This is a genomic window from Arthrobacter sp. M4 (assembly GCF_020251205.1).
Classification (GTDB): Bacteria; Actinomycetota; Actinomycetes; order Actinomycetales; family Micrococcaceae; genus Arthrobacter.
The window spans coordinates 85,062-111,133 of the sequence record NZ_JAIWYX010000001.1 but is presented as its reverse complement, the minus strand read 5'-3'; the positions used below and the strand labels follow the sequence as shown (position 1 = coordinate 111,133).

Below are 26,072 nucleotides of genomic sequence, written 5' to 3'. Positions count from 1 at the left end.
GCATCCAGGTATCGGCCCGCCATTGCAGTAGCAGCGTCGGCATTCCAACGGGCTGGCCGCAACTACGAGTCGTATTAGGTCCCCGGGCAGAAGGCTCAGCCTCCCCGGGCTTTCCGGGTTTCCCTCTCATTTGCCTCTTCCAAGGCCTTGACCAGTTCGTCCTTGTCCATTGTGGATCGCCCCCGGACATTCAGTTTCTGGGCAAGCTCATAGAGGTGCTCTTTGGAGGCATTCGCATCTACGCCGCCGGCCGTGGGGGTACTGGAATCACGACTCTGCTCCTCTGCTCGCTCATCGGAAGGTCCGCGCTTCTCCTTGGGCTCCCAATGATCGCCGACTTTCTCATAGCTGTGCTTCAACGAGGCATAGGCTGCCCGGGAGGCACGCTCCTCGTCATTGGCATATGTCTCGAGGGCGGAATCGTAGGTCTTGGCGAACGTATCCTGGGCCTTCTGCTCCGATCGCTGCAGGGTTGAGGGCAGCTCTTCCTTGAGGGCGTGGCCGTTCTTTCCTGTTTTGGGCATGGTGCCCACCCCTTTTCATCAGCTTGCTGACTATCCGGATAGGCCTAGCCTATTCCTGCTGCGCGGCCCGTTCATCAACGCGACGTTTACTTTCGTCTTCGGATAGATCCTCCACGCACGCCTGACAAATGACCTTCAGACGTTCCTTGGTTTTACACGCAGCAAGTATCGACGGTCCTAGCGGCTCTCGGGGCTGGCTGCCCTCCGGTTGAACTTTTCCGATTCGTTGAACTTTTCCGATTCAGACGGCGGATCCAGACATGCGGCCTCTAAAAATGTCAGAGGGTACCGGGATGCTGTGTTTATGGACGGCAACGTGGTTTCGAACCCAGCTGATGTGAGCGAGCTGATCGCCGCTGTCCGATCGCTGCGCCTCGCCGCGGACAGTGCCGAGCTGATTGACCAGCTCACAGCTCTGGAAGACCTCAAAGCTGCCATCGCCGCCGCGCAGGCGCGCATCACCGTCGCACTCGATGCCGCCCAACGCCGCGCCCAAGCCGAGAATGGCACCCCCGCCGAGGATCAGGGCAAGGGCGTCGCCGCGCAGATCGCCCTCGCCCGCCGTGAATCCCCTCACCGCGGTAATCGGCTCCTCGGCCTCGCCCGCGCGCTCGTCGCGGAAATGCCTCATACCCTCACCGCCCTGGACACCGGCCAACTCAACGAATGGCGCGCCACCCTCCTGGTGAAGGAGACCGCCTGCCTCAGCGCAGAAGACCGGTCCGCCGTCGACGAAGAACTTTCCGCTCACAAGGGCACCTTCACCGGAATCGGCGACCGCGCCCTCATCGCTGTCGTCCGGGCCGCCGCATACCGCCGCGACCCCCGCTCTGCCACGCGACGTGCAGCCCATGCCGCCACCGAACGGCACGTCACCCTCCGCCCCGCACCCGACACCATGACCTACCTCACTGCCCTGCTGCCCGTCGCCCAGGGCGTTGCGGTTTACGCTGCGTTGGCCAAGCAAGCTGATGAGGCCCGGGCTACGGGTGATTCCCGGAGCCGTGGTCAGCTCATGGCTGACGCCCTGGTCGAACGCACCACCGGGGTGCCCGGCGGGATCAGCGGGGTAGATATCCAGCTCGTCATGACCGACCGCACTCTCCTCCAAGGCGACAGCGAACCCGCCCGGCTTATCGGCTACGGCACCGTCCCCGCCACCTGGGCCCGCAAGTTAGTGAAGACGGGCACAGCCACCGCAACTCCTGACGTCCCGGACCCTGAACTCGCAGTCCCTGAGCTCGCAGATCCTGAACTCGCGGACCCTGACTTCACAGTCTGGGTCCGGCGGCTCTACACCTCCCCCGGTTCCGGGGAACTGCTCGGCATGGACTCCCGCGCCCGCCTCTTCCCTGCCGGGCTGCGGCGCTTCATCCAAGCCCGTGACAACACCTGCCGCACCCCGTACTGCGACGCACCCATCCGCCACTTCGACCACGTCATCCCCTGGCATAAGAACGGGCCCACCAACTCCGGTAACGGCGCGGGACTCTGCGAAGCCTGCAACCATACCAAAGAGATCCCCGGCTGGAGCGCCACACCCATCCCCGGCCTACGGAACACCATCGAATACCAAACACCCACCGGTCACGCTTACCACTCAACCGCGCCCCCACTACCGGGAACCAGTCTGGCTGACAGGCTTTCGAGCCCATTCGAAATCGCCCTCGAACAACGACGCCGGAGGCGTCAATACCCGGCCAAGTCAGGGCTTCCGGCTGCCTAACAGGCCAGCAGAAACACAGCCGTGCCTCACGTCCAGATCCTCGAACTGAGCGTCGGCCAGACGGAAATAGTCCATCCAGCCCCGAATAAACCGGTTCAGCAGCGTGATGCGCTCCGCCATCGAGATGCTCCACTTCCGGGACGTCAGCTGCTTGATCGGCGCCTTCGCCCGTTTCAGGGCCTTGGCCAGTGAAAATACGAGGGCCATGCTGGCCGGCATGTTCAACTCGCTAGGAATCCAAGTCACCTTCCTGTGACAAATAAATGACCCCGCACACTTCAGCAGGCGAGGTCATTTCGGCCTTCAAGAGCCGGGTCAGCTTGTGGCGGAAGATGTGAGATTAAACTTGCTTGCAAGAACTCGCAAGTACCGACCAGTGAGATCAAGCCGATCAAGCGGCTCTCAAAAGGCTGACCCGCCTATCTGCAAGTCAGTAGCCGAAGGCCAGCTAGACGCACCCCTCGTTCGGGCCTGGCTGGGCCTTCGATCGGCCATGATCCGCCGACGTCGTCGCCTACCGCTTCGCGGCCCCAGGTCCGTGTGGCGCCTCGGCGCCGAGCCAGACCCCGCTTGTGACCCAGCACTCGTAGAAGTAGAGCCACTCGCTCGTCCAAGGAACGATCGTGTCGGCGATGAAGTCCTCGGTGCCAGTGAACTCGTCCTTGTAGTACAGGCAGAGTTCATCTCCGGGGTATACATGTGGCAGCGATTCGCCCTGACGGGATTCGAGTGCTGGGGCCACGACCCTTACCTTGGGGCGCTGGCGATGCCTGTACTGGATCGCAACTTGGTAGTGAACGCTCATCGGCGTTGGCTGCAGGGTGACCGTCCAGATCAGAGCGCCGGCTTTGACCGCAGGCGGGCGCTCGTCGGGAAACCGCCGTTGAAGGCAAACGGCCTGCTGAGTGACGCTCAGCTGCCTACCGTGCGGTCTCGCCACCAAAGAACCTGTGGGTCGGGACGGCGGTCGCAGTCACTGTCGTCGTAAGGAGCCCGCCGCTCCCGAAGTGGACATTCCCGGTCTCTCGAGCAACGTTGGTTCGGGCTCCAATTGCTTTGACGGCTTCCTCGACCGGTGCATTGCCGAAGGCCTTCGCGATGCGCTCATGGAGTGCCACCGCCCCGTTAGTCTCCTCCATGAAGCTGATAAGGTCCTCCTCGACGGCGGCTCGCCAAGTCTCAAACTTCAGCCGTCGAGCCTCGTAGTCATTCCATTTGTCCGCGAAGTTCTCGCCTGCACATACCGGGTTCTCCACCCAGTATTGCCCACTGCGCTTCTCGACGTGGTCAGGCATGCGCTGCACTGCCGCCATCGTCGCAGTGATGAGATCCGTCTCGCCGATGTAGGACAGCCCGGCCAGTGTGGTGATGAGGCTTGATGGTGGCCGGTCATCGAGATCGTCGGCGAAGTAAATATCTCGGTGACGCTTGAGGATCTGCACGACGCGGTGCAGTGGGGTGCGTACCCGATGTTTGGGTACGGCATCTACCGATCCGTAGGACTTGGCCATCACGACTCGTTCTTCCGCGAACTGCTTGGCGCACTGTCGGCGGAACCACTCGACGTACGCAAGCGGATCCGATTTCTGCCAGAGACGCAGGTTGCGGTCGGTGAGTTCGATCGCGGTCTCCGATGTGGAGGCCGTGTCCGGAATGGCTGGCAGAACGTCCATGTGGAAGTTGCTGTAGTGCAGGCACCAGGAGCGCCGTCCTTCGGAGACCTCTTTCGGGCTCTCACAGCCCTCACCGTCGTGCTCTTTATGATACGTGGCCAACAATGAGCCAACTCGTTCCTTGAGCTCCTGTTGGGTGATGGAGGTCTTCGCCACATCGAGACGGGAAACAAGGTCCAAGTCATACTCGCCGTCTCTGTGGTGCGGGCGTACAACAGTGCCGAGAAGGAAGCTGCCCTGAACGTGGACCTCGGCGCTTGCCTCGGCAAGGTGGGAGCCAAGGTCGTGATAGCACCGCTCAGCAGCCGCGAAGGCAGCATCGGTGATGTCGAGCTGCTCGATTGTGGTGCCAATGAGCTGAGAAATCTGCTCTCCCCTGGTGTCAGCAAGGATGGTCATCGGGGGCTTCTTTCTTCAATTCTTCGGAATAGGGCAGGGGATCCCTCACTATCATTCCGTCACGAGGACCAGGGCATAGGTGTTGTCGATGCGGTCGAAGATCCGGAGCGGAGCGTGGACTCCTCTCATGTGGGCACGGCCGATCTCAACGGCGGCCGCTGCACCGACGGCGAGAACCAAGCTGATTGGCCGGTTTCGGTGGTTCGTCTCGACGGTTGCCAGGACCTCGCGCCACGTTTCGATCAGAGCGGCGAGGTCATCGGGGCTGCGAAGGACTGTGGGGCTGAGCTTCGCGCCTTCAGCTCGGATGTCATAACGGGGTTTGCCTTGCAGCTCTTCTGGGAGTGCATGAAAGTCAACCGGCCCGCTGACGCTGAATGTGACCACCGGGTCGCCCTCGCCGGGCACCTCAATGACTGGGAAATGGAGGCCATCAGTCGGGCCGCTCGCATACCACCCCCATCCCTGTCCGCTTCCGCGGCGGCGGTTGTGAACCGTCACGTTTGTGACGTCGTCGAGCAAAACACCGAGCTGGACCAGGATGGGGATGCGCGCCAGAGCGAAGACCGAGATGTGGTCTATCTCCTGGGTCTTCAGGTGGTTTTTCGGCCGGCGAAGCCGCCGTGTGAGGGTAAGCGCAGTCGACTGCCAGTAGGTGGGGTCGTTGTCGTCCTCGCCGTCATGGACGCGCAGGTCGACCTCGCAGTTTTGGGTGTCGTCCTGAAGGCTGAAATCGGGGAACCGCTGATCCTCCAGCAAAGCACGAATCACCGCTTGCTTGCTGTAGTCGACTGTTTGGTCGCGGATGTCACCGGACACCCGAATCACCGTACTCTTGGGCTTTCGCAGCAGGCCGGTAAGCTCGCGGACATCCCGCTCATGCTGCGTCTTGAACGCCTGTAACTGCTCCTCGTCATATAGCGTCCAGTGCTCCAAGGTGTCGATGACCTTGTGCTCGCCAGCGCATAACAGCATCAGATTCTTTGGCAGGGCCCGTTCCTTGAGCGTTTTATCACTCTTCCCGCGTGGCGACCCCTCTTCGGTGGTAGCGCCGACTATATGAGCCAGTTGGCCCGTGAACACCGACTGCCCAGTTGTCTCGTCCTCAGCGAGGAACTCCTTGCAGAAGGTGCAGCGTCCACCTGCGGCAACCCATACCCGTCTGACATCGATGTCGCTAACAGCAACACGCTTTCCCCCACGATCGACGGCGGGGATCAGCTCAGACTCGCTCGCGGAGGCGGACGCCTCCGAGGCATAGCGGGATGGTTTGGACATCGCTTGGGTTCCTCGGTTCGTGAGAGCGTTGCGTAGCGTGGGCGAGTAGATAAATGGGTGAATATATATTCGAACCGACATAGGAGAAGTAGTCGCTAGCCCCGCCGCTGCCAATTCTGGATGGACCAGGGCTGCCCGGCCACCTGCTTGCTAGTCTCCCAAGTAGGTGGCCCGGCAGTTCCAACATGAAGGGCGTCTCACCTACTTGGCCAACTGTATGAACATTTGGCCAAGTACCGTGGAACCTGGACATCTAACTTGGAAAATGGCCAAGTTTCCGTGAAACCTCACACAGGGAAAACGCGTCCTAGAACGCCCAGTCCTCATCCTCTGTGTTGACGGCCTTGCCGATCACGTAGGACGAGCCAGAACCAGAGAAGAAGTCGTGGTTCTCGTCCGCGTTCGGAGACAATGCCGACAGGATTGCCGGGTTCACGTCGGTGACGGACGCCGGGAACATCGCCTCGTACCCGAGGTTCATGAGTGCCTTGTTGGCGTTGTAGTGCAGGAACTTCTTGACGTCCTCTGACAGTCCGACACCGTCATAAAGGTCATGCGTGTACTGCACTTCGTTTTCGTAGAGTTCGAAGAGCAACTCGAAGGTGTAGTCCTTGATTTCCTGGCGCTTGGCCTCGGAAACCTTTTCCAAACCACGCTGGAATTTGTAGCCGATGTAGTAACCATGCACGGCCTCGTCACGGATGATGAGGCGGATCAAGTCGGCAGTGTTTGTCAGCTTCGCCCGGGAAGACCAATACATGGGCAGATAGAAGCCCGAGTAGAACAGGAAGCTCTCCAGCAGTGTGGAGGCCACCTTCCGCTTGAGGGGCTCGTCGCCATAGTAGTAATCCATGACGATCTGGGCCTTCTTCTGCAGGTTCTCGTTCTCAACGGACCAGCGGAAGGCGTCGTCGATCTCTTTGGTGGAGCACAGCGTGGAGAAGATCGACGAGTAGCTCTTGGCGTGCACGGACTCCATAAACGCGATGTTCGTGTAGACGGCTTCCTCGTGCGGAGTGAGCGCATCGGGGATGAGGCTGACCGCGCCCACGGTGCCTTGGATGGTGTCCAGAAGGGTCAGGCCAGTGAACACCCGCATGGTGAGCTGCTGTTCCTGCGGCGTCAGAGTGTGCCACGACTGGACGTCGTTGGACAACGGCACCTTCTCCGGCAGCCAGAAATTGTTGACCAGGCGGTTCCAGACCTCCACGTCCTTTTCGTCCTGGATACGGTTCCAGTTGATCGCCTCGACGTGGCTGAGTAGCTTGACCTTCTCGGTCATTTCATCCCCTTTTTGAGTTGGGCTCTTAAGGTAAGCGTACGACGCCGGGCGCGCACCCGGCGTCGTACTTTTCAGTTTTCTGCGCGGCAGCTGCCGCGAAAATCAACCGTTAAAGGTTGTCACAGCATGCAGCTGACGCAACCTTCCACCTCAGTCCCTTCCAGCGCGAGCTGGCGGAGGCGGATGTAGTAAAGCGTCTTGATTCCCTTGCGCCAGGCGTAGATCTGGGCTTTGTTGATGTCACGCGTGGTTGCAGTGTCCTTGAAGAACAGCGTCAGGGACAGACCTTGGTCCACGTGCTGCGTGGCGGCAGCGTAGGTGTCAATGATCTTCTCGTAGCCGATCTCGTACGCATCCTGGTAGTACTCCAGGTTGTCGTTGGTCAGGTAAGGGGCCGGGTAGTAGACGCGGCCGATCTTGCCTTCCTTGCGGATCTCGATCTTGGAGGCAACCGGGTGGATGGATGAGGTGGAGTTATTGATGTAGCTGATGGAACCCGTGGGCGGGACGGCCTGAAGGTTCTGGTTGTAGATGCCGTGCTCCATGATGGAAGCCTTCAGCTCCAGCCAGTCAGCCTGCGTGGGGATGTGGATGTTGGCGAACAGCTCACGCACACGCTCGGTCTGCGGAACCCATTCCTGTTCCGTGTATTTGTCGAAGAACTCGCCGGAGGCGTACTTGGAGTCCTCGAACCCGCCGAAGGCCTCGCCCGTTTCCATGGCGAGCTTGTTGGATGCACGCAACGCGTGGAACAGCACCGTATAGAAGTAGATATTGGTGAAGTCCAGGCCTTCTTCGGAGCCGTAGTGGACCCGTTCGCGTGCCAGGTAGCCGTGGAGGTTCATCTGGCCAAGGCCAATGGCGTGGCTCTGGGCGTTGCCCTGCGCGATGGACGGCACAGAGTTGATGAACGACATGTCGGACACGGCGCTCAGGGCGCGGATGGCGGTCTCGATGGAGGAACCGAAGTCTGGGGAGTCCATGGTCTTGGCGATGTTCATGGAGCCCAGGTTGCAGGAGATGTCCTTGCCCACGGTCTGGTAGCTGAGGTCCTCGTTGTAGAGGGACGGCGTGGAGACCTGAAGGATCTCGGAGCAGAGGTTGCTCATGGTGATCTTGCCAGCAACAGGATTGGCCCGGTTCACCGTGTCCTCGAACATGATGTAGGGGTAGCCCGACTCGAACTGGATCTCCGCCAGCGTCTGGAAGAACTCGCGTGCGTTGATCTTGGACTTCTTGATGCGGGCGTCGTCCACCATCTCGTAGTACTTCTCCGTGACGGAGATGTCAGAGAACGGCTTGCCGTAGACACGCTCAACGTCGTACGGCGAGAACAGGTACATGTCCTCGTTCTTTTTCGCGAGCTCAAACGTGATGTCCGGGATGACAACTCCAAGGGAGAGCGTCTTGATACGGATCTTCTCGTCCGCGTTCTCGCGCTTGGTGTCCAGGAAACGGTAGATGTCCGGGTGGTGCGCGTGCAGGTATACCGCCCCGGCACCCTGGCGCGCGCCCAGCTGGTTGGCGTAGGAGAAGCTGTCCTCAAGGAGCTTCATCACGGGAATCACACCCGAGGACTGGTTCTCGATCTGCTTGATCGGCGCACCGTGCTCGCGGATGTTGGTCAAGGACAGCGCCACGCCGCCGCCGCGCTTGGACAACTGCAGGGCGGAGTTGATGCCGCGCGCAATCGACTCCATGTTGTCCTCGATACGCAGCAGGAAGCACGAGACCAGTTCGCCGCGCTGCTTCTTGCCTGCATTGAGGAAGGTGGGAGTGGCCGGCTGGAAACGGCCTTCGATGATCTCGTCCACCAACCTGGTGGCCAGTTCCTCGTCGCCGCGGGCCAGGTGGAGAGCCACCATGCATACGCGGTCCTCGTAGCGCTCAAGGTAGCGCTTTCCATCGAACGTCTTCAGTGTGTAGGACGTGTAGAACTTGAACGCGCCAAGGAACGTCTCGAAGCGGAACTTCTTTTTGTAGGCCCGGCTGAACAGTTCGCGGATGAAATTCATCGTGTACTGGTCGAGCGTTTCGCGCTCGTAGTACTGCTTCTTGATGAGGTAGTCGAGCTTTTCCTCAAGGTCATGGAAGAAGACCGTGTTGTTGTTAACGTGCTGCAGGAAGTACTGGTGCGCAGCCTCACGGTCGGCTTCGAACTGGATTTTCCCGTCCGCGCCGTAGAGGTTCAACATGGCATTCAGTTCGTGGTAGCCAAGGCCCTGGTAGGCCGCCGGGAGCGGCTTCTTGCCCTTGTCCGTTGTGGTTGTGAGCTCTTCAGGCATGGCTACTTCTGTTTCTGCGACAGTCGTGTCCAAAACTTTTCCAATCCTTGATTGACGCGCTGGACGTCTTCCGGCGTCCCCATAAGTTCAAATCGGTACAGGTGTGGTACCTGGCACTTTGCAGCGATGATGTCGCCGGCCATGCAGTAGTTATCCGCAAAATTGGTATTACCGGCCCCGATGACACCTCTGATCAGGGCCCTGTTCTGCGGATTGTTCAGGAAGCGAATGACCTGCTTCGGCACGGAACCTTCTCCGCCAGTGCCACCGTACGTAGGAACAACCAGAACGTAGGGCTCTGTCGCCAGCAGCGGGGCTTCCTTGGCGTATAGCGGGATGCGGGCTGCGTCGACGCCCAGCTTCTCGACGAAGCGGCGGGTGTTCTCCGACGTGGACGAAAAGTAGATGAGGTGACTCCGAGTGCCGATGGCCTCAGCCTCTGCACCCGCCTTTGCTGTTGCCAGCGCTGGCATGTGGAGTCACCCCTTCTACGTGAAAGTCATTGCTGTGTTGTGGTTCTCAGGCCACGGAGGCGGCCGCCTGGGCCAGTTCCTCGATCTTGTCAGGACGGAATCCAGACCAGTGGTCCTGCTCGGTCACAACTACCGGAGCCTGCATGTAGCCAAGTGCCTTCAGACGCTCCAGCGCCTCGGGATCCTGCGAGATGTCGACGCTCTGGTAGACGATGCCCTTCTTGTCGAGCGCCCGGTAGGTCGCGTTGCACTGCACACAGGCCGGCTTCGTGTAAACCGTTACGGTCATGATCCCTGTCCCCTTTGTTGAAGTTCGTTCTCTTCGTATCGGCAGACCTGACCGGAACTGACTACATCCGATACTGGCCCGCGGGTGCACACGCCCCCATTGCTGCCTGGTCTTGCGCGGGTCTCCCGCCCAATCCGTAAGTCGATACTACATGTAGTGCACGGACCTCGCTGGGACCCCAAGATGATGTATTACAAGTATGTCATTTAATGCACCGGCCGTCCACAGGCCGGAGCTCGCAAAATGTCCGGAATTCCGCCAAATCCGGAGATGAAATCCACATGCTGTGGATTGGTTAACCACATTTAAACTTGGGCGTGTCGTCAGGTCACCGGCGTGTCGTGACACTTTGTCGGGCGTGGCGCACGCCACTCCCAGCACCGGAAACGCGCTTCGAAGTGGCCCGCCCCACACAACAACTAAGGCTTAAGTCGAGGCCCGGCGGCGGCAATCATTCGCGGCACAACAAATTCTGCTGTTAGGCGGTGCCAGGCACTCCAATCACGCAGCATTCCATGGCCCCCCGGCATGCTGTGCCAGATGGCGTCAACGCCCCGGCGCGCCGCAGCCTCGATCTGCACCCGACTGGACTCAGGATCCACCACCCGGTCGCCCCGGCCGTGCAGGACAAGCACCCGTTGCCCGGACCGCAGGAAGCGGCCTTCGTCGTCGGGCCACCAAGGCGCAAGGCCAACGACGACGGCGACTTCCGGGCGGACGGCAAGGGTGGCCGCGATGCGGCCGCCCATCGAATGGCCCACTAGCGCCACTGGTATTGGTCCAAAAGCGCTGACTACCGCGTCCAACAGTTCCTCGACACCGGCCACGGGGCTGCGTGCCGCACCATTCCAGCCACGCACTGAATACTGCGGCTGCAGCACGGCCAGCCCAAAGTCTCCGGCTTGCTTTCGGATCTCCATGGCGAACGGAGCCATCCGAACGCGCCCGGGATCGGCGCGAACAGGCCTGCGCATGGAAAGTTCCGGTCCCACATGCAAGACGACGACCACGCCGTTCGGGGGATTTTCCGGCCATTCGCCAAGCCACTCGTGGACGTTTCTTTGCCGGTCCGCCCCGCCACCCTTTTCGGCCGCTTCCCCTTCGCCTGCCTTCATGGACAACAACCTACATGCAGCAGCCGGACCGACCCCAAGATTTGCTAAACCTAAACTCCCACCAGACGCTCAGCTAGACTGTGCAGAAGGGGTATATCCCCTGCAAATAAAGGGAAGCGCGAGCAGAAGGAAAACTAATGGTCAACCTGCTTCACCTGCGAACACTCATGGAAGTTACGCGCCTTGGCTCGTTCGCAGCAGCCGCCGCCCGCCTGGGCTATACCGCGTCGGCCGTGTCCCAGCAGATGGCAGCACTGGAGCGGGATACCGGCGTCGAACTCTTCCACCGATCAGCCCGCAGCGCGGTGCCTACAGATGCCGCCCAGACCATGACCCGCCATGCGTCCAAAGTGCTGACCGACGTGGAAGCCCTGCTGGCGGCAGCGTCCCGAAACGAGGATTCGGGACGCCAGGAGCTGCGGCTAGGGATCTTCCCCAGTCTGGCCACGTATGTCTTGCCCGGAATCCTGGCCAGCCCTAGGTGGAAGAAGCTGGGGATCGACCTGCGGGTGCATGTTGCAGAACCTGGACAGGCAATCCAGGGCCTTCGTGCTGGCGGAGAACTGGATGTGGCGCTCGTGTACCAGGTAGGCCAATCCGGCCTCGCGTGGCCGCACTCACTGGAACGGCAATGGATCGGCGACGACGACTTCCGAGTGGTGCTGCCGGCAGGTTGGGGCTTCCGCGAAGATGCGGATGTCGCCGCCTCGCATCTGTCAGACATGCCCTGGATCGTGCACCACCCTGGCACGGCGGACGCCCTGGTTATTGAACGGCTGTTTGCGAGCTGCAACCTCCACCCCCGTGTAGTGGCCTACAGCGACGATTTCCATGCCAGCCTTGAACTCGCTGCGGCCGGCCTGGGCGCGGCGCTCGTCCCGGAGCTGGCGCTGCGAAAGCGGCCACCCGGCGTCGTTGTTTTGGACGTGCCGGACATCAGGCTGGCACGCAACGTCTTCGCCCTGCTGATCAACGAAAAGCGCACTCCGCAGGTTCAGCTCTTCACGGAAATGTTGGGCGACGCCTTCGGCAGGACAGCCGGAACCGCAAGTCCGGGAACGCGGACCGTTCCCGAAGGGGCCCGCCACAAGCAACGCGGCTGAATTCCTTTCGGATGCTGGAATGGTCCCGGTAGTTGGGTCTATCTTGAAGACATGAGCAAGGTAGCGAGCCAACATTTTGGGGTTGTGGAGCTCAATCACGGCAGGGAACACAACTACGCGGCCTCCCACGAGCTCGCCGGCCACGTATTGGAACTGGACCTGAACGTCACCGCCCACGACCATTTTGACGAGGCAGCGCTGCACAAGGTGGACTACCGGCTCCGATACTTGCCCGAACTCATCGAGCAGGTTCGGGACATGATCGCCGAAGAGCTGGAGCAGGAAGGTACCAACCCTCAGCAGTACCTGCACTTCCACAGCACCCAGCTCAAGGAAGAGCAACTCAAGGAAGTCTTTGGCGTCAGCAACAAGGACGAACTCACCAACGAGGTATTCCTGAGAGCGTTGCGCCTTGGCCATGTGGGAATTTACCCCGGCCAGCCTGAACGGTACTTCGTCATGGACTTCACATTGGGATCGCACTTCACTGACGAATTGTTGGTGGTCGCCGCGGATGAGGACGGCGTCGTCGACGACGAGATCCTCTGGGAGTCCTGACTTCCGCTTGCCAGCGCCTGCCTAAAGCACGACGTCGGCCGGTCACCTGACGAGGTGACCGGCCGACGTCGTTGTTTCTCCTGAGGGAGACTTACTTGGCGGCTTCCAGCAGGCTGGCGCGGACCGTCTTGGTGGCCTTGACCAGGTTGCGCAGGGACTCTTCGGTCTCAGCGTAGCCGCGGGTCTTAAGGCCGCAGTCCGGGTTGACCCAGAGCTGGCGGGACGGAACGTGCTTGACGGCGGTGGTGAGCAGCTCGGTGACCTCCGCTTCGCCCGGAACACGCGGCGAGTGGATGTCGTAGACACCCGGTCCAACGCCGCGGCCGAAGCCGTGGGACTCAAGGTCGTGCACAACCTCCATGCGGGAGCGGGCAGCTTCGATGGAGGTCACGTCGGCGTCCAGGCCGTCGATCGCGTCGATGATCACACCGAACTCGGAGTAGCACAGGTGGGTGTGGATCTGCGTTGCGTCGGCTGCACCGGCGGTGGCAAGGCGGAAGGAGTCCACGGACCACTTCAGGTAGTCGGCGTGGGCTGCCTTGCGCAGCGGAAGGAGTTCGCGCAGCGCCGGCTCGTCCACCTGGATGACCTTGATGCCTGCTGCCTCGAGGTCAGCGATCTCATCGCGGAGGGCCAGGCCCACCTGGTTGGCAGTCTCGCCGAGCGGCTGGTCGTCGCGGACGAAGGACCAGGCCAGGATGGTGACCGGGCCGGTGAGCATACCCTTCATCGGCTTCTCCGTGAGCGACTGGGCGTACTGTGCCCAAGCAACCGTGATGGGAGCCGAACGCGTAACGTCACCCCAGAGGATGGAGGGACGGGTGCAGCGGGAGCCGTAGGACTGTACCCAGCCGTGGACGGTAACGTCGAAGCCCTCGAGGTTCTCGGCGAAGTACTGGACCATGTCATTGCGCTCGGGCTCACCGTGCACCAGGACGTCGTAGCCGAGCTCTTCCTGCAGGTCGACGACGCGCTTGATCTCGTCCTTCATGAGCTGCTGGTACTGCTCATCGCTTAGTTCGCCCTTGGTGTTACGGGCACGGGCGGAGCGGATCTCCGAGGTCTGCGGGAAGGAGCCGATGGTGGTGGTGGGCAGCGGCGGCAAGTGCAGTGCAGCTTCCTGGGCAGCTTCGCGCACGGAGTACTCCGAACGCTGGAAGTCTGCCTGGGTCAGGGCTTCGGTGCGGGCACGGACGTCGGCACGGCGGACACCCTCCGCGGCAGCGCGGGACGCGATGACGCGAGTGGCCTCGTCGATGGCCGGCTGCACGGATGCAGGGTCGCTCAGGAGGCCGGCGAGGGTTTTGACCTCAACGGCCTTCTGGTCGGAGAAGGCCAGCCAGCTGCGCAGCTCGGCGGAAAGCTGGGTCTCTTCCTCGACGTCGTGCGGCACGTGCTGCGTGGACGTGGAGGTGGAAACGGCAACGTTGGCGACGGACTTGCGCAGTTCTTCCAGCTTTGCGGCGGAAGCGGCGAGGTCGTTGCGCCAGATGTTGTGGCCGTCCACAAGACCGGCTACCAGGGTCTTGTCGCCGAGCAGGGCGAGGTCAGCGGCTGCCGGGACGGCACCCTTGAAGACATCGATGTGCAGGGCGTCGATGTTGGACTTGGCGATGGCGGCGAACTGGCCGTCCAGCGAACCGTAAGGCGTGGAAACCAGGATCTGCGGACGGTTGGCGACGGAGGTCAGCACCTCGTAGGCACGGGCGACGGCAGCGTCCAGTTCAGCAGCCGGGATCTCCTGGTCCACCACCAAGGCCGGCTCGTCCAACTGGATCCAGCTGGCGCCTGCGGCAGCCAGCTTCTCCAGAAGCTGGGCGTAGACCGGGAGGACATCTTCCAGGCGGGACAGCGGAGCGAAACCGGCGGGAGCGTCGTCGGACGCCTTGGACAGGAGCAGGTAGGTGACCGGACCCACGATGTAGGGGCGGGTCTCGATGCCGTTGGCCAGGGCGAACTCAAACTCTTCAACGATGCGGTTGGAGCTCAAGGAGAATTCAGTCTCGGGGCCGATCTCCGGAACCAGGTAGTGGTAGTTGGTGTCGAACCACTTGGTCATTTCCAGCGGCTGCTGTTCCTTGTTGCCGCGGGCCAGGGTGAAGTAGCCGTCGATGTCCAGCTGGCCCTCGTCGTTGAGGAGCTTGCCAAAACGTGCGGGAACTGCACCGAGGTGGGCCGTGGCATCCAGAACCTGGTCGTAGAAGGAGAAGGTGCCCGGTACGGCAGCAGCCTCGGTCAGGCCAAGTTCCTGCAGTCGCTTGGCGATGGTCAGCTGGATGTCCTTGGCGGCGGCTTCCAGTGCCTGGGAGTCGATCTTACCGGCCCAGTAGGCCTCCACAGCCTTCTTCAGCTCGCGTCGGCGGCCGATGCGGGGGTAGCCCAGGAGAGAGGCTGCCGGGAACGGGGTGGTGCGCTGTTCAGTCATGAATGATTCCTTGCTGGTTGGTGGAACGTGTGTGTTGTCTTGGGGCTGTCCGTGCCGGCCTTAGCTGGCGAGTCCCTGGCTGGCCAGCTCTTGGCCCGCTAGTTCCTCGCTGGCCAGTTCCTGGGAACGGGACAGTGTGAGCCGTCGGCTTGCTGGCCTGACCGGGCGGGGCAGTGCCAGCCTGTCCAGGACGTCAAGCGCGTGTCCGTGCTCATTGAAGGTGTACAGGTGGATGCCGGGCGCTCCGGCGTCGAGGGCCGCGTTGGCGAGGTCAACCGTGGCGGCCACTCCAATCCGGCGCCGCTCGGCGTCGGAGTCCGCGGCCGCGAGTCGGTCCATAAGCTGCGGAGCAGGGTCGACGCCGGCCAGCTCGCCAAGGCGCTTAAGGCGCCGCAGGCTGGTAAGCGGCATCACACCGGGAATGATCGGGATGGTAACGCCGGCGCGGCGTGCCCGGGTCAGCAGGTCCGAGTATTCCTCCGTGTGGAAGAAGACCTGCGTGATCGCGAAGTCAGCACCTGAGCGCTGCTTCGCCAGGAGCACCTCGACATCGTGCTCGATGCTGGGCGATTCCGGGTGGCGGGTGGGGTAAGCCGCAACGCCAACCGCCACTTTGCCCGCGCACAGCAGGGCAGAGCGGCGCTGCTCGACGCGGCGGATAAGTTCGATCAGGTCCTGGGCGTAGCGGAGTGAACCCGGAGCGGGCTGGCTACCATCCTTCGGCAGGTCGCCACGCAGGGCGAGGATGCCACGCACTCCATGGTCCAGCAGGCCGCCAATGATTTCCGCGAGTTCCTGCGGCGTATTGCCTACGCACGTCAGGTGCGCCAAAGGGCGCAGGGTCGTTTCCGTCAGGAGCCTGTTGATGAGATCCACAGCTGTGTCACGGTTGGACCCGCTGGCACCGTACGTGACCGAAACATAGTCCGGATCCGTGGTTTCGATTTCGCGGATGGTGGTCCAAAGCGTCTCCGCGGCCTCGGGCGACCGGGGCGGAAACAACTCGTAGGACAGCGCAACGGGGGCCGCGCCGGAAAGATCGGAATGAGCGTCTATGAGACTCGGTGGTGACATTTGCGTCCTTCGCTATGGGTCATCGTCCTGAATCCGAAATGCAACAGACGCCGCCAAACGGCACCCGTGACGCTTCCTGGCTGGAAACAAGGCCGGTGAATTGAGTTTGGGAACACGAAATAACTCCAGCAGCGCGCAGCCGCGACTGTTACGCCTGGGTTGGAGTTATCCGTGAGCAAATGTCAGGCCCACATGGGGGCACCCACACCCTCCTAAACGGAGGATCGCTGACACGTTACCGCGGTAACTTGTATATGACTCTAGGAGGCCCCAACAGGGACCTTCAACTCAGTCTCCGAATTAAGACGCAGTTTTACGGCCCTGCGGACTCCACGGCAGAACATTGTTCGCCGGAGATTACCATGGGCGTTCCGTGTCCGGTAGCCCTGGGCCTCAAAACATCCAATCTCCGCATTGTCCAGCTCTGCAATGGGGAGGCCTCCCCATGGGGAAGCAGCAGGTCTATTCTTTTCCCATGCATCAGCTTCCAGCCAGCTACTTGGAATTCCTTGAGGGCAAGACGGAACGCTTTGTTGAAACCATCCGTCCTGTCCTTTTACAGTCCGCTGCGGACCAGAAACATGGTGTCCGAGTGACGTACAACCCTGGTCCTACGGGACACCAGGCGCATCTGGACGAAACTATTCCGTACGGAACGATTGTGGAGGACATCGACTAAGTCTTGGCGCCTGAGCTGGTCTTCCCAGGCAGCGGCTCCAGTGCGCCCAAGCAGCGCCTCGTGCGGTCTCACGCCCAGCCTTCGTACACCCCGCCGAAGGCTGTGACGGCATTGCCCATCCGGGACCTGGCGTCGTTCGAGTGATCCGGGACATTGGGATCGAGGGAGTATGCCTTGCGGCTAAGGCGTGTGGTCACATCCATGGTGGCGGCGGTGCTCGGCCTCATGACTGCCTGCCTGGCTTCCGACCAGCGGGGCGTGCCTATCGATCCGGCGTGGAATGCCATGGGGCCCGTAGCCCCTATGGCCGCCCAGATTCCCGCTGAGTCCGGCCGACTGCACATTACGGCCGCCGGAGACTATGCGGCCTTTGCAACAACCCGTAAGGTCCTCTCCCGCATTCGGTCCGTCAATCCGGACCTGAACCTGGCATTGGGTGACCTGTCGTACGGCAACCCGGGTACTGAGAGGTCCTGGTGTGACCTGGTGGTCTCCGAAGTCGGCCCGGAATTTCCGTTCGAGCTGCTGGCCGGAAACCACGAAAGCAGCGGAGAAGACGGATTAATCGACAATTTCGCGGCCTGCCTGCCGAACCGTCTTCCGGGCCTGGTTGGTGACTACGGGCGCCAGTTCTACGTAGATGTTCCCCAGAAGGATCCGTTGGTGCGAATCGTTGCCATCTCCCCCGGGATTCCGTTCCCGGATGGCGAATGGGATTACTCCACCGGTACGGCCAGGTACAGGTGGACCGCAACAGCCATCGACGGGGCCAGGGCAGCGCATATTCCGTGGGTCATTGCCATAATGCATACCCCATGCCTCTCTGTCGGCCAGTACACGTGCCCCGCCGGGAAACCGATCACTGACCTGCTTGTGGCTAAGAAGGTGGATCTAGTGCTGAGCGGACACGAGCACCTGTACCAGAGGACCATGCAATTGGACCGAAGCGCGGCCTGTCCAGGCATCACGCCGAAGTCCTTCGTGGCGGCCTGCATTAAGGATGGCGGAAACACGCTAAGCAAAGGAGCCGGAACGGTCTTTGTCAGCGCGGGAACGGGCGGAAAGGAACTGCGGGAGGTAAACAAATCCGATTCCGAGATGGGCTATTTCGCCGCATACTCCGGGACCAATGTGAATCCAAGCCATGGCTTTCTGGACCTGCAGCTAACGGCAACTCAGCTGACTGCAGGCTTCGTCCCCGTGGACGGAGACTTCACGGACTCGTTCAACATCTCCCGCTAGGCCTTCTGCGACCCGCGGAGACCCATAGTGGGCCAAGTCCGCTGAGGGCGCACGGACTCAGCCCTCCAACAGCAACCGCTGGGCGCGTGGCGCAAGAGTGTGCTCAAGCACAAGGCAGGCCGCACCAATGGCTCCCACGTCCTCCCCCACACCGGTGCCAACCACGTCCACGCTGTGGATCATGCGGGCTGCGAGGTTTTCATCCAGCAGCTCCGGGATCATGTCCAGGTAACGTTCAGCCAGCCGTCCCCAGAACGGACCGCCGAAAACTACCCGCTCTACGTCCAGCGTGTTGGTGACAACGGCCACGGCGCGGGATACAAGGACAGCGGACTTCTCAATAATCTCAATGGCCTTCTTGTTTCCGGCGTCTGCGGCATCGCATAGCCGGGCGAAGCTCTCCTGCACCGCGGGACCGTCTGAATATTGGCGGCTGTTGTCCAGTACGCCCTGTTCCTCGGCCTCCGCGACGAGGACTTGCGGAATGGCGGACGATTTGACACAGCCACGCAGACCGCAATCGCACTGCCTGCCGCCCGGATCCACCACTATGTGCCCAATTTCGCCGGCGTTGCCTGATGTACCGCGGACCACTTCGTCATTGAGGACAATGCCGCAGCCGATGCCGGTACCCATGTACATAAAGACAAAACTGCCAGTGCCGCTGGCTCCGCCGGCCCACGTTTCTGCTACGGCCGCGCTGGTGACATCCTTATCGACCAGCGTCTCCAGTCCTGTCGCCTCGGCCAGCGCATCGCGCAACCGTACCCGGTGCCAGCCGAGGAGCAGCGGAGGATCAACCACCGTGCCCTCGTCCAGGTCAATGGGTCCCGGTGCAGCCACTCCAAGCCCTGCGATCTTGTCCGGATCGACACCCGAGTCCTGGATGATTTTCCCGATCTGATCGGCGATTGTGGCGATTACGGTGGTGGGGTTGCTGCCTCCCGGGGTTGTGATACGGGAGTGCTTAACGACATCGCCAACAAGGTCCAAGACCACAAGCGTGATCACAGCCGGATCGAGGTGGACACCAACGGCGTACATGCCCGAGGGGTTGAGACGGAGGATGGTGCGGGGCTTTCCGGGCCCGCTGCCTTCCTTCCCGGCCTCCACGATGAGCTGTTGATCCAGTAGCCGTCTGGAGATGTTGGAGATCGTTTGCGGGGATAGCCCCACGATCTGTGCCAATTCAACACGGCTCAGGCCACCCGAGGCTCTGCGGATCGCATCGAGGATGACCGTGAGGTTGAAATCGCCCATCCGGGGAAGGTTTGTTCCGCGCCTTGGAGCTGGCTGACGGATCTCGGTCAAGGAGTCCCCTCAATCACTTATCGTTGGGTGCAGCTTTCACTGTGCTTGCATCGTAGGATACCGCTTGTTATGCGGTACACCCACCCACCGCGCGGCACCACCTACACAAGCCTGACATGGCCGGAAAGGCGGGACCTGGATGGCGAAAATGCCCGCCGCCACGGTTGTGGTGAGCACCGCCGTCGTCCGTTCGCTGCTCCTGCAACAGCGCCCCGACCTTGCACATCTCCACCTGAAGGCGGTCTCGAACGGCTGGGACAATGCAATTTTCAGGCTGGGAACGGAACTTGCAGTGAGGCTCCCCCGAAGGCCGGAGGCCGTGCCACTGATCCTGCATGAACAACTCTATCTGCCGGATGTGGCCGAGCGCTCACCGACTCCGGTACCAGCTCCGGTGCATGCCGGCCGGCCGTCGCCGAACTTTCCGTGGCCATGGAGCATCGTGCGCTGGATCGAAGGAACACCGGCTGTGGATATTGACCCGGCGGACCGAAGGGAAGCTGCGGAGGACCTCGCAAGCTTTGTTGCGTCGGTCAATATTCCGGCACCCGCGGATGCCCCGATCAATCCGTTTCGAGGAGTACCGCTGAGGGCCAGAAGTACAACAGTTCTGGAACGACTTGCTGATGGCAGGCGCTACCCGCAGGCGGCGGATCTTGCTGCCATGTGGGCCATGGCACTTGATGCTCCCGACTGGAGCGGCCCCCCGCTATGGATTCATGGCGACCTGCATCCTGCCAACGTCCTGCTGTCCTCGGACGGTTCGCTGGCCGGCGTCGTTGATTTTGGCGACATTGGCGCCGGTGACCCTGCCGTGGACCTCGCCGTCGCCTGGTTAATGTTCGACGACGGCGGGCGGCAACGGTTCATTGCCGCCTTCGACGGTTCGGTAGATGGCATGACGTGGGTCAGGGCACGGGGCTGGGCGGTGGCTTTGTCCGCCGCCATGCTCAGCAACTCTGACGACAACCCGCAGATGTTCTCAGTTGGAGAATTCGGGCTGCGGCAGGTCCTGTCGGGCTGATCCGGAATGGAGCAGTGGCGGCTATTTTGGAGCGATTCAGCAGTTCCGGAGCTAGGGCTTGATTGTGCGTGTGACAGTGAATTTGGCATTCCTGCCCTGCTGGGAGGTTGGACCAACAAGACGCTCCAGCACCGGGCGGTATTGGAGATGGTTGTTCCAGACTGTCCATAGTTCCCCACCTGGGGCAAGGACGCGGGAGGCTGCGTCGAAGAGCTTCAGGGCAGCGCCTGAATGAACTGTGGAACCCAGATGGAAGGGCGGGTTAAGGAGGATAAGATCGGCCGACGAATCGGGGAAGCACGACATGGCGTCGTCCTGAACGACGTCGATTCGTGCCGAAAGGCCGTTGGCCTCAGCGGTACCGCGTGCAGACGCGACGGCGGCCGCTGACTGGTCCGTGGCTTTCACCTGGGCGTCGGGGTGCTGAACCGCGTACATAGTGGCGAGGATTCCTGTGCCGCATCCGAGGTCAACGGCTCGCTTTGCAGCTGGAATTCTGTCGAAGAAGCTGAGTAGGAACCGAGTACCAATGTCTAGCGATGGGCCGGCGAATACCGCACCATGCGCGCAAACCACAATTCCCAATTCCTCGTTAGTCTCAGTCACTGGGTAGCGCGGAATTTCAACGCCCATTGGCTGAGTCGCAATAACTATTCTGGACTTTTGCCTTGCCAGCTGCGGCTGGACCTGCCCGAAAGTGCGGCCAAGGATGGCATTCATTCCAACGGTCATGTGCTTGACCCTGCCGCCGGCCAAGACCACGACGTTGGGCGATGCGTACTGGGCGATCGTCTCGGATATCTGTTCGAGCTCGGCCAGCGACTTTGGCAATTGCAGAAGGACAACCTCCACACCGTCCAACAGTTCACGGTCCAGTTCGTGTTCGCTGAAGTTTCCTATAGACCCGGCCATGGCGGCATTGTTTCTTAGGGCTAGACGGCTGGTGTACAGGTCCTGGTGCACGCGAACGTCATGGACGCCCAGGCCGGCCATGACGCCAAGGGTAAGGGCACCGTAACGGTCGCCGATAACCGCAATCTTTGTCCCTGGCCCGGACAAATACGGCTCCGCCGTGTCCAGGAGGAGGCGGTCAGTGGCGTCGTGGGCGAACAGATTGTCAGCCTCAACGTCAGGAAAGCGCCGCAGTCGTCGGAGGACCGCATCGAGCTCAGATTGGTTCACAATGCCTTCGCTAACCTTTCTGCCTCCGGTCTGGGGGCATGACGATTCAGCCCGAAAACGAAAGAACCCCGCTCATATGAGCGAGGTTCCTTTTCTACGGTGGAGCTGAGGGGACTCGAACCCCTGACCCCCTGCATGCCATGCAGGTGCGCTACCAGCTGCGCCACAGCCCCGGAATTTTGTTCCGTCGGGAACTTTCTTCCCCGCCGGAGCAACCTGAATATCGTAAACCACAACCATGTGAGATGTGAAATCGGCCTTCCAGGGCTTGGGCCCTTTGCAGACCCGTCTCATTACGTCCGCTGCTTGAAATACACAAAGAGCTTCCGTTCCTTGACGAGCGCTGTAACGAGCAATGCGCCACTGACCGCGCCAACAGCCCCGGAGACGCAGGTGAGCGCTACGTTGCCCAAAAGGGTCCCCGCAATTGATGGCATCGCCAACAACACTGCACCCGCACCAAACCCGGCGGTGATTATCGCGGCTAGTGTGGCCCAACAAGCAGTTTCCGTAAGTGAAATAAGGTTGAGTTGGTGCCCCGGAACACCGGCGTGCAACGCCGAGGCGTATTCCAGCCGGCGGCGTAATGAGCCGATCAACCCTAAGGCAAGCCCCAGGACAGCGGCCGCCGAGGGTGCAAAGCGGGTCACGCGATTGCTGTAATCAGACGGTCCGGTAAATACCTGCCCCAAAGACGGATTCAAAGAGGCGATGACCACACTTCCGCCATTCGACTGCGACACCATCGCCGTCCGAATCAATGAGTCGAAGGCAGCAGTCGACGGCCAGACATCCGCCCAGCATTCGTCAAAAGCCGCTTGGCCGAGGGACGGGAAGAGGACAGCGTTCGCAAGCCGCGAATCCCTGCCATCGTTTTCCGGATACCGGAAGACCGCCGCAATGCGCATCTGGCCCCCATCCGTAGCGATCCTGTCCCCTGCCAGAACTCCCCATCGCCTGGCCAGAGACTCCGAGATCAGCGCACCATGGTCGGCCTCCTCGTCGACGCCAAGGAGGGCTTGGAAACCACGGGAAGCCTCGAATGCCGGCGTCGTCAGACCGGAGAGACTGGAGACCGCTACCGGCGCCATTGAACGTAAAGCCCCTGCCGATGCAATCCCGTTGGTAGAAGGCAGCACATCGCAGCGCTGGGCGTCAACGCCCCCGTCTGCTTTGAGAATGCGGATCGATGCGCCCGCGTCGTGGTACTGGCGTGCCCGCGCATCAAGGGCGGCAACAACGGCGAGTTCGCTGGATGTCAGCGCGCCGACAAGTACAACAAAAGCGACCATCAGCCATCCCGCCTTCGCGGTTCCGCTGGACAGATTTCGCCATGCTTCGCTCATGATTTCCCGTCGCAGCATTACAGGCGTCCGACCGGGTTGATGACGTGACTCTCATTGTTGGTGCCCGCAAACTCCTGCAGGTCCAGGACCGCCTTGCATGCCTCCAGAGTCTCCAGGTCGTGGCTTGCGACGACGACCACCGCACCGCTTGCGGCCAGGGCGCCCAGAACCCCGTTGACAGTTGCCGCCGTCGCCCTATCCAGCTGGGCCGTCGGCTCGTCAACGAGGATCAAGTCCGGCTTGCCGGCGGCGGCGCGGGCGAGCATCAGGCGTTGTGCCTCGCCTCCGGAGAGGAGCGAAAAGCGCTTGTCGGCGCTGTCCTCGAGTCCAAAGGCACCCAGTATGTCTGCTGCACGGTGCTCCGCTTCCTGACGGCCGAGGCCCACGGCTAGGAACGGGAGAGCCACGTGGTCCATTACGGAGCGTTGGGCCACACCTAGTGGATTCTGGAATACCCACCTCGTTGTATTGATACCGATTCGCGCAACGCTGCCCTCACGGGGCGCCTCCCATCCTGCGACAATCGACAACAACGTCGATTTTCCTGAACCCGACGGACCTTTAAGGCCCCAAACTTCACCGGCGGCAAAATCCACGGTGAGGTGCCGAAACAGGTAGGTTCCTGGCACGAAACTATGTCCGATATCGCGGAGGCTGAGTCTCGGATCAAGCGCACGAGCGTCACCCTTTCGGGCGTTGTGGTTGTTTACTCGTTGCATTCTGACGCTCCGATGGATTCGCCCAGGAGGATATCCTTGGGAACGTCGGAGGGGAAGGTGGCGAGCACGGAACCCAGGCTGGAGCCTACAATTCTCACTCGATATTCCTTATGGTGGACGGACTTTACGCATCCTGAATCACCGTTGACTGCGAACACCCCGGAGACTGGCAGCTTGGCAACCTCGATCGATGCCGACAGCGACGTCTTCACACTCAAGGGCTTTGGGCTGTTGCTCGACTGTGTAGCAGCAAACTCGGCGCTCCTCGAGACAACATCCAGGAATGCCCGCTCCGTGACCAGCCCATCGTTGGCCATTGGTGCGGAAGCCTCGCCAAATTGGACCCGTCGATCACCCTGCGCTGGCGGCTGACCCGAGGGGAAAACCACACGGATGCTTTGGAGTGTGCCGGCCGTAGTGAGGAATGGCTGGCCAGCGGCGTAATTTGAGCCGAGGAGTGCGTCGCAGGACCGAACCCTCACATTGCCTCCCGGAAGCCACAAAGTATCTTCGACGTGGAGCGTGCCGTCCTGCTTCTGGAGTCCATTGTCTGTCTGCAGTTTCGTTATGGCTGCCCGCAGATCTGCCGCATACAGCCCGGTTTTCGACAGCGCATGGCCCATGGCATTCAGCTGGACTCGCAAGCCGTCAACGTCGGGGCCTTGAGCGCCGGGGCCAATGTCTCGATACAGCGGTACGGCGGTGTGAAGGCCAAGGACGGGCCGCCCATTGATCGAAGCCGCTACTTTCCCCGAGGCAAGTTCTCCTCCGGGAACGCAGGAAGAAGAGGTCACGACGCCGGAGAGCCCCAAGGATGCAGCAACAGGCTGCAGAGCGTCGACTTCGGCGGCAACGGTCCTTTCATCCTTGAACTGCGTCACGGTGATTGCTGCAGTCCTAGCTTCGCCCGGTTCCTTGAGCGTGGATGGCGGCTGCATCCCCGTCACTCCGGCCAGGCCTAGCGCAGCTGCCGCCGCACATGACAGTCCCACCGTGGCATGCGAAATCCATGATGACTTTGCCATTTCTAGTCTCCTTTTGAGAAATGCATGCCAGCGCCCACAAAGCAACCTTGGGCTTCTTCCGAATAGAGGTCAAAGGGAAGGCTGAGATTCCGGGGTCCGGGGGTTGAAGGTGGAGTGTTCAGGGTTTCCGCGAACTTCTTGAAAGAAAATGATGAGTCAACCAGACCTTGGGACTCAAGGCACTTGTATGCCACTTCATATGGATTCTGAAGAAGCAAGGGATTTCCCTGCTGGGTGGCGTAGAGTCCCTGGAGAACCGCGATAGTTCCCTTAGTGCAATTAGTGACAATTTGCATCACCGACTCTATTGATTCACCGGGAGACAGAGGCGTGGGCTTGACGTCATACAAACCATTGCTGAATTTCTTGAGCTTGACGGGTTCACCGGATGCCGCCATGCAGTGCTCGTACCGGCTAAACGCCTCGTCGTAGTCAGCCTGAGCAATCCTTCCGGTGGCCTTGGCTCTTTTCAATACTTCTACATCAAATTCAGAAAGGAGCGGATGCGAAAACGCTTCGTCTATGAGGACAAGGAAATTGCTCGCCCTCACTTGGCCTTCAATCTCCCACGGGTTTTCGGCAGGACCACTCGACGAGCATGCAGTAAGCAAAAGAAGCATCGCGGCGGACACTATCGTCTTCAGACCCACCAGACCGGACGGTTCATGTCTCATGAGCCGCTTCCAACTAAAGTGATATTGGCCCCAATGAAGCACGCTTGTGCTTCATCATCGAACACATCAAAACCCAACGATTCGCTCCATGCTCCTTTGCTATCAGGTGAATTGAATACCTCGGCAAACTTCTCGAATGTAAGACTCGAACCTACTAAGTCCTTGGATTCCAAGCACTTATAAGCTATTTCGTAGGGGTTTAACAGAAGTTCCGGGTTTCCCTGCTGAGTCCCAAAAAGGCTGGCAATATGGTTAATGGTGCCGTTCGAGCACTTATCCACCACGGCCACTGCGGATTCCAACGTCTCGCCCGGCGACAGGGGTGTTGTATCCATCCGGTATAGTCCATTACTCAATTTCTTGAGCTTCACAGGTTCGCCCGAGAACTCCATGCAGTCCGCGAAGCGGCGGTAGGCCTCATCGTAATCGGCCTGCTCCAGGCGTCCGGTTTCTTTGGCCCGCTCCAGCACGCCCCGATCAAATTCCTCCAAATTCGGCGCTGATAATGATTCCTCAACGATTTCGGTGAAATTGTTGGCGACGTGGCGTCCCTGAACCTTCCAGGGTTCTCCCGGCCCGCCCGAGGAGCAGGCCGGGAGCGCCGTCACCAATCCGGCAATTAACGTGCCGGCCGCGGCCAAGCGAATTGGCGATCCGTTCGACACT

General features: G+C 60.9%; 26 protein-coding genes and 1 tRNA gene. 6 read left to right on the top strand and 21 right to left on the bottom strand.

Features of this window, described 5'->3' with window-relative positions; translation table 11 throughout:
* Positions 1 to 95: 95 nt before the first annotated feature.
* On the bottom strand, positions 96 to 524 hold the full coding sequence (locus tag LD110_RS00555; RefSeq protein ID WP_225495580.1) for a ChaB family protein: 429 nt from the start codon (positions 522 to 524) through the stop codon (positions 96 to 98).
* Between the two features lie 304 nt (positions 525 to 828).
* Between LD110_RS00555 and LD110_RS00550 the strand changes: the two genes are divergently transcribed.
* On the top strand, positions 829 to 2,250 hold the full coding sequence (locus LD110_RS00550; RefSeq protein ID WP_374200288.1) for a DUF222 domain-containing protein: 1,422 nt from the start codon (positions 829 to 831) through the stop codon (positions 2,248 to 2,250).
* Here the strand turns inward: LD110_RS00550 and LD110_RS00545 are convergent.
* From LD110_RS00545 to LD110_RS00505, 9 genes are all read right to left on the bottom strand, one after another.
* Positions 2,230 to 2,469 (bottom strand): group II intron maturase-specific domain-containing protein, encoded by a 240-nt coding sequence (locus tag LD110_RS00545; RefSeq protein WP_225495574.1) that lies wholly within the window; start codon positions 2,467 to 2,469, stop codon positions 2,230 to 2,232. The two genes, LD110_RS00550 and LD110_RS00545, sit on opposite strands and share 21 nt — an antisense overlap.
* Positions 2,470 to 2,764: 295 nt before the next feature.
* On the bottom strand, positions 2,765 to 2,992 hold the full coding sequence (locus tag LD110_RS00540; RefSeq protein ID WP_225495572.1) for a hypothetical protein: 228 nt from the start codon (positions 2,990 to 2,992) through the stop codon (positions 2,765 to 2,767).
* 178 nt (positions 2,993 to 3,170) lie between these two features.
* The gene (locus LD110_RS00535) at positions 3,171 to 4,322 is read right to left on the bottom strand and encodes a nucleotidyltransferase (RefSeq protein WP_225495571.1); all 1,152 of its coding nucleotides are present in this window, start codon (positions 4,320 to 4,322) and stop codon (positions 3,171 to 3,173) included.
* A gap of 51 nt (positions 4,323 to 4,373) precedes the next feature.
* The gene (locus tag LD110_RS00530; protein WP_225495569.1) at positions 4,374 to 5,600 is read right to left on the bottom strand and encodes an SAVED domain-containing protein; all 1,227 of its coding nucleotides are present in this window, start codon (positions 5,598 to 5,600) and stop codon (positions 4,374 to 4,376) included.
* Positions 5,601 to 5,907: 307 nt separating this feature from the next.
* Positions 5,908 to 6,882, bottom strand: coding sequence for a class 1b ribonucleoside-diphosphate reductase subunit beta (nrdF, locus tag LD110_RS00525; RefSeq protein ID WP_225495567.1), 975 nt, complete (start codon positions 6,880 to 6,882; stop codon positions 5,908 to 5,910).
* A 119-nt stretch (positions 6,883 to 7,001) separates the two neighbouring features.
* A complete protein-coding gene (gene nrdE / locus LD110_RS00520; protein ID WP_225495565.1) occupies positions 7,002 to 9,167 on the bottom strand; it encodes a class 1b ribonucleoside-diphosphate reductase subunit alpha in 2,166 nt (721 codons plus the stop codon).
* Positions 9,168 to 9,169: 2 nt separating this feature from the next.
* A complete protein-coding gene (nrdI, locus tag LD110_RS00515; protein ID WP_225495561.1) occupies positions 9,170 to 9,640 on the bottom strand; it encodes a class Ib ribonucleoside-diphosphate reductase assembly flavoprotein NrdI in 471 nt (156 codons plus the stop codon).
* 46 nt (positions 9,641 to 9,686) lie between these two features.
* Positions 9,687 to 9,929, bottom strand: coding sequence for a glutaredoxin-like protein NrdH (gene nrdH / locus LD110_RS00510; protein ID WP_225495560.1), 243 nt, complete (start codon positions 9,927 to 9,929; stop codon positions 9,687 to 9,689).
* 419 nt (positions 9,930 to 10,348) lie between these two features.
* Positions 10,349 to 11,044 (bottom strand): alpha/beta hydrolase, encoded by a 696-nt coding sequence (locus tag LD110_RS00505; RefSeq protein ID WP_225495559.1) that lies wholly within the window; start codon positions 11,042 to 11,044, stop codon positions 10,349 to 10,351.
* 137 nt (positions 11,045 to 11,181) lie between these two features.
* On the opposite strand from LD110_RS00505, the gene LD110_RS00500 reads away from it, so the two are divergent.
* A complete protein-coding gene (locus LD110_RS00500; protein WP_225495558.1) occupies positions 11,182 to 12,147 on the top strand; it encodes a LysR family transcriptional regulator in 966 nt (321 codons plus the stop codon).
* 51 nt (positions 12,148 to 12,198) lie between these two features.
* The gene (locus LD110_RS00495; protein WP_225495552.1) at positions 12,199 to 12,705 is read left to right on the top strand and encodes a DUF2004 domain-containing protein; all 507 of its coding nucleotides are present in this window, start codon (positions 12,199 to 12,201) and stop codon (positions 12,703 to 12,705) included.
* Positions 12,706 to 12,796: 91 nt separating this feature from the next.
* Here LD110_RS00495 and metE read toward each other — a convergent pair whose 3' ends face one another.
* Entirely contained in the window at positions 12,797 to 15,130 is a 2,334-nt protein-coding gene (gene metE / locus LD110_RS00490) for a 5-methyltetrahydropteroyltriglutamate--homocysteine S-methyltransferase (protein WP_225495551.1), read from the bottom strand.
* A gap of 60 nt (positions 15,131 to 15,190) precedes the next feature.
* Positions 15,191 to 16,204: a methylenetetrahydrofolate reductase gene (locus LD110_RS00485; protein ID WP_225495549.1), complete on the bottom strand. Its 1,014-nt coding sequence runs from the start codon at positions 16,202 to 16,204 to the stop codon at positions 15,191 to 15,193.
* A gap of 475 nt (positions 16,205 to 16,679) precedes the next feature.
* On the opposite strand from LD110_RS00485, the gene LD110_RS00480 reads away from it, so the two are divergent.
* Positions 16,680 to 16,883, top strand: coding sequence for a hypothetical protein (locus LD110_RS00480; protein WP_225495547.1), 204 nt, complete (start codon positions 16,680 to 16,682; stop codon positions 16,881 to 16,883).
* 68 nt (positions 16,884 to 16,951) lie between these two features.
* Here the strand turns inward: LD110_RS00480 and LD110_RS00475 are convergent, their stop codons facing one another.
* Positions 16,952 to 17,110, bottom strand: a complete 159-nt coding sequence (locus LD110_RS00475) for a hypothetical protein (RefSeq protein WP_225495545.1) — start codon at positions 17,108 to 17,110, stop codon at positions 16,952 to 16,954.
* Here LD110_RS00475 and LD110_RS00470 point away from each other — a divergent pair.
* On the top strand, positions 17,109 to 18,125 hold the full coding sequence (locus tag LD110_RS00470) for a metallophosphoesterase (protein ID WP_225495543.1): 1,017 nt from the start codon (positions 17,109 to 17,111) through the stop codon (positions 18,123 to 18,125). The genes LD110_RS00475 and LD110_RS00470 overlap by 2 nt on opposite strands.
* Before the next feature lie 57 nt (positions 18,126 to 18,182).
* Here LD110_RS00470 and LD110_RS00465 read toward each other — a convergent pair whose 3' ends face one another.
* Positions 18,183 to 19,385: an ROK family protein gene (locus LD110_RS00465; protein ID WP_225495541.1), complete on the bottom strand. Its 1,203-nt coding sequence runs from the start codon at positions 19,383 to 19,385 to the stop codon at positions 18,183 to 18,185.
* 190 nt (positions 19,386 to 19,575) lie between these two features.
* On the opposite strand from LD110_RS00465, the gene LD110_RS00460 reads away from it, so the two are divergent.
* Complete coding sequence (locus tag LD110_RS00460; protein ID WP_225495540.1) at positions 19,576 to 20,460, top strand: aminoglycoside phosphotransferase family protein; 885 nt, start codon at positions 19,576 to 19,578, stop codon at positions 20,458 to 20,460.
* A 51-nt stretch (positions 20,461 to 20,511) separates the two neighbouring features.
* On the opposite strand, the gene LD110_RS00455 is transcribed toward LD110_RS00460, so the two are convergent.
* The 7 genes from LD110_RS00455 to LD110_RS00425 all read right to left on the bottom strand — a co-directional run bounded on the left by LD110_RS00455 (position 20,512) and on the right by LD110_RS00425 (position 26,071).
* Positions 20,512 to 21,642, bottom strand: coding sequence for a class I SAM-dependent methyltransferase (locus LD110_RS00455; RefSeq protein WP_225495538.1), 1,131 nt, complete (start codon positions 21,640 to 21,642; stop codon positions 20,512 to 20,514).
* A 100-nt stretch (positions 21,643 to 21,742) separates the two neighbouring features.
* A tRNA-Ala gene (locus tag LD110_RS00450) sits at positions 21,743 to 21,815 on the bottom strand.
* A gap of 120 nt (positions 21,816 to 21,935) precedes the next feature.
* Complete coding sequence (locus LD110_RS00445) at positions 21,936 to 22,988, bottom strand: hypothetical protein (protein ID WP_225495535.1); 1,053 nt, start codon at positions 22,986 to 22,988, stop codon at positions 21,936 to 21,938.
* Between the two features lie 17 nt (positions 22,989 to 23,005).
* Positions 23,006 to 23,707 (bottom strand): ATP-binding cassette domain-containing protein, encoded by a 702-nt coding sequence (locus tag LD110_RS00440; RefSeq protein WP_225495532.1) that lies wholly within the window; start codon positions 23,705 to 23,707, stop codon positions 23,006 to 23,008.
* The gene (locus LD110_RS00435; RefSeq protein WP_225495530.1) at positions 23,695 to 24,732 is read right to left on the bottom strand and encodes a hypothetical protein; all 1,038 of its coding nucleotides are present in this window, start codon (positions 24,730 to 24,732) and stop codon (positions 23,695 to 23,697) included. Before LD110_RS00435 ends, LD110_RS00440 begins: the two co-directional genes overlap by 13 nt.
* A 2-nt stretch (positions 24,733 to 24,734) precedes the next feature.
* Entirely contained in the window at positions 24,735 to 25,406 is a 672-nt protein-coding gene (locus LD110_RS00430; protein ID WP_225495528.1) for a hypothetical protein, read from the bottom strand.
* Positions 25,403 to 26,071, bottom strand: coding sequence for a hypothetical protein (locus tag LD110_RS00425; protein ID WP_225495526.1), 669 nt, complete (start codon positions 26,069 to 26,071; stop codon positions 25,403 to 25,405). Before LD110_RS00425 ends, LD110_RS00430 begins: the two co-directional genes overlap by 4 nt.
* Position 26,072 lies beyond the last annotated feature (1 nt).

Bases quoted from the DNA above. Each gene is read 5' to 3' on its own strand.
- LD110_RS00435 (WP_225495530.1), bottom strand. From the start codon at position 24,732: ATGGCAAAGTCATCATGGATTTCGCATGCCACGGTGGGACTGTCATGT.
- LD110_RS00535 (WP_225495571.1), bottom strand. From the start codon at position 4,322: ATGACCATCCTTGCTGACACCAGGGGAGAGCAGATTTCTCAGCTCATT.
- LD110_RS00430 (WP_225495528.1), bottom strand. From the start codon at position 25,406: ATGAGACATGAACCGTCCGGTCTGGTGGGTCTGAAGACGATAGTGTCC.
- metE (WP_225495551.1), bottom strand. From the start codon at position 15,130: ATGACTGAACAGCGCACCACCCCGTTCCCGGCAGCCTCTCTCCTGGGC.
- LD110_RS00445 (WP_225495535.1), bottom strand. From the start codon at position 22,988: ATGAGCGAAGCATGGCGAAATCTGTCCAGCGGAACCGCGAAGGCGGGA.
- LD110_RS00465 (WP_225495541.1), bottom strand. From the start codon at position 19,385: ATGGGCGATTTCAACCTCACGGTCATCCTCGATGCGATCCGCAGAGCC.
- nrdI (WP_225495561.1), bottom strand. From the start codon at position 9,640: ATGCCAGCGCTGGCAACAGCAAAGGCGGGTGCAGAGGCTGAGGCCATC.
- nrdE (WP_225495565.1), bottom strand. From the start codon at position 9,167: ATGCCTGAAGAGCTCACAACCACAACGGACAAGGGCAAGAAGCCGCTC.
- nrdH (WP_225495560.1), bottom strand. From the start codon at position 9,929: ATGACCGTAACGGTTTACACGAAGCCGGCCTGTGTGCAGTGCAACGCG.
- LD110_RS00530 (WP_225495569.1), bottom strand. From the start codon at position 5,600: ATGTCCAAACCATCCCGCTATGCCTCGGAGGCGTCCGCCTCCGCGAGC.
- LD110_RS00545 (WP_225495574.1), bottom strand. From the start codon at position 2,469: ATGCCGGCCAGCATGGCCCTCGTATTTTCACTGGCCAAGGCCCTGAAA.
- LD110_RS00505 (WP_225495559.1), bottom strand. From the start codon at position 11,044: ATGAAGGCAGGCGAAGGGGAAGCGGCCGAAAAGGGTGGCGGGGCGGAC.
- LD110_RS00555 (WP_225495580.1), bottom strand. From the start codon at position 524: ATGCCCAAAACAGGAAAGAACGGCCACGCCCTCAAGGAAGAGCTGCCC.
- nrdF (WP_225495567.1), bottom strand. From the start codon at position 6,882: ATGACCGAGAAGGTCAAGCTACTCAGCCACGTCGAGGCGATCAACTGG.
- LD110_RS00495 (WP_225495552.1), top strand. From the start codon at position 12,199: ATGAGCAAGGTAGCGAGCCAACATTTTGGGGTTGTGGAGCTCAATCAC.
- LD110_RS00460 (WP_225495540.1), top strand. From the start codon at position 19,576: ATGGCGAAAATGCCCGCCGCCACGGTTGTGGTGAGCACCGCCGTCGTC.
- LD110_RS00500 (WP_225495558.1), top strand. From the start codon at position 11,182: ATGGTCAACCTGCTTCACCTGCGAACACTCATGGAAGTTACGCGCCTT.
- LD110_RS00475 (WP_225495545.1), bottom strand. From the start codon at position 17,110: ATGAGGCCGAGCACCGCCGCCACCATGGATGTGACCACACGCCTTAGC.
- LD110_RS00485 (WP_225495549.1), bottom strand. From the start codon at position 16,204: ATGTCACCACCGAGTCTCATAGACGCTCATTCCGATCTTTCCGGCGCG.
- LD110_RS00470 (WP_225495543.1), top strand. From the start codon at position 17,109: ATGACTGCCTGCCTGGCTTCCGACCAGCGGGGCGTGCCTATCGATCCG.
- LD110_RS00550 (WP_374200288.1), top strand. From the start codon at position 829: ATGGACGGCAACGTGGTTTCGAACCCAGCTGATGTGAGCGAGCTGATC.
- LD110_RS00480 (WP_225495547.1), top strand. From the start codon at position 16,680: ATGCATCAGCTTCCAGCCAGCTACTTGGAATTCCTTGAGGGCAAGACG.
- LD110_RS00440 (WP_225495532.1), bottom strand. From the start codon at position 23,707: ATGCAACGAGTAAACAACCACAACGCCCGAAAGGGTGACGCTCGTGCG.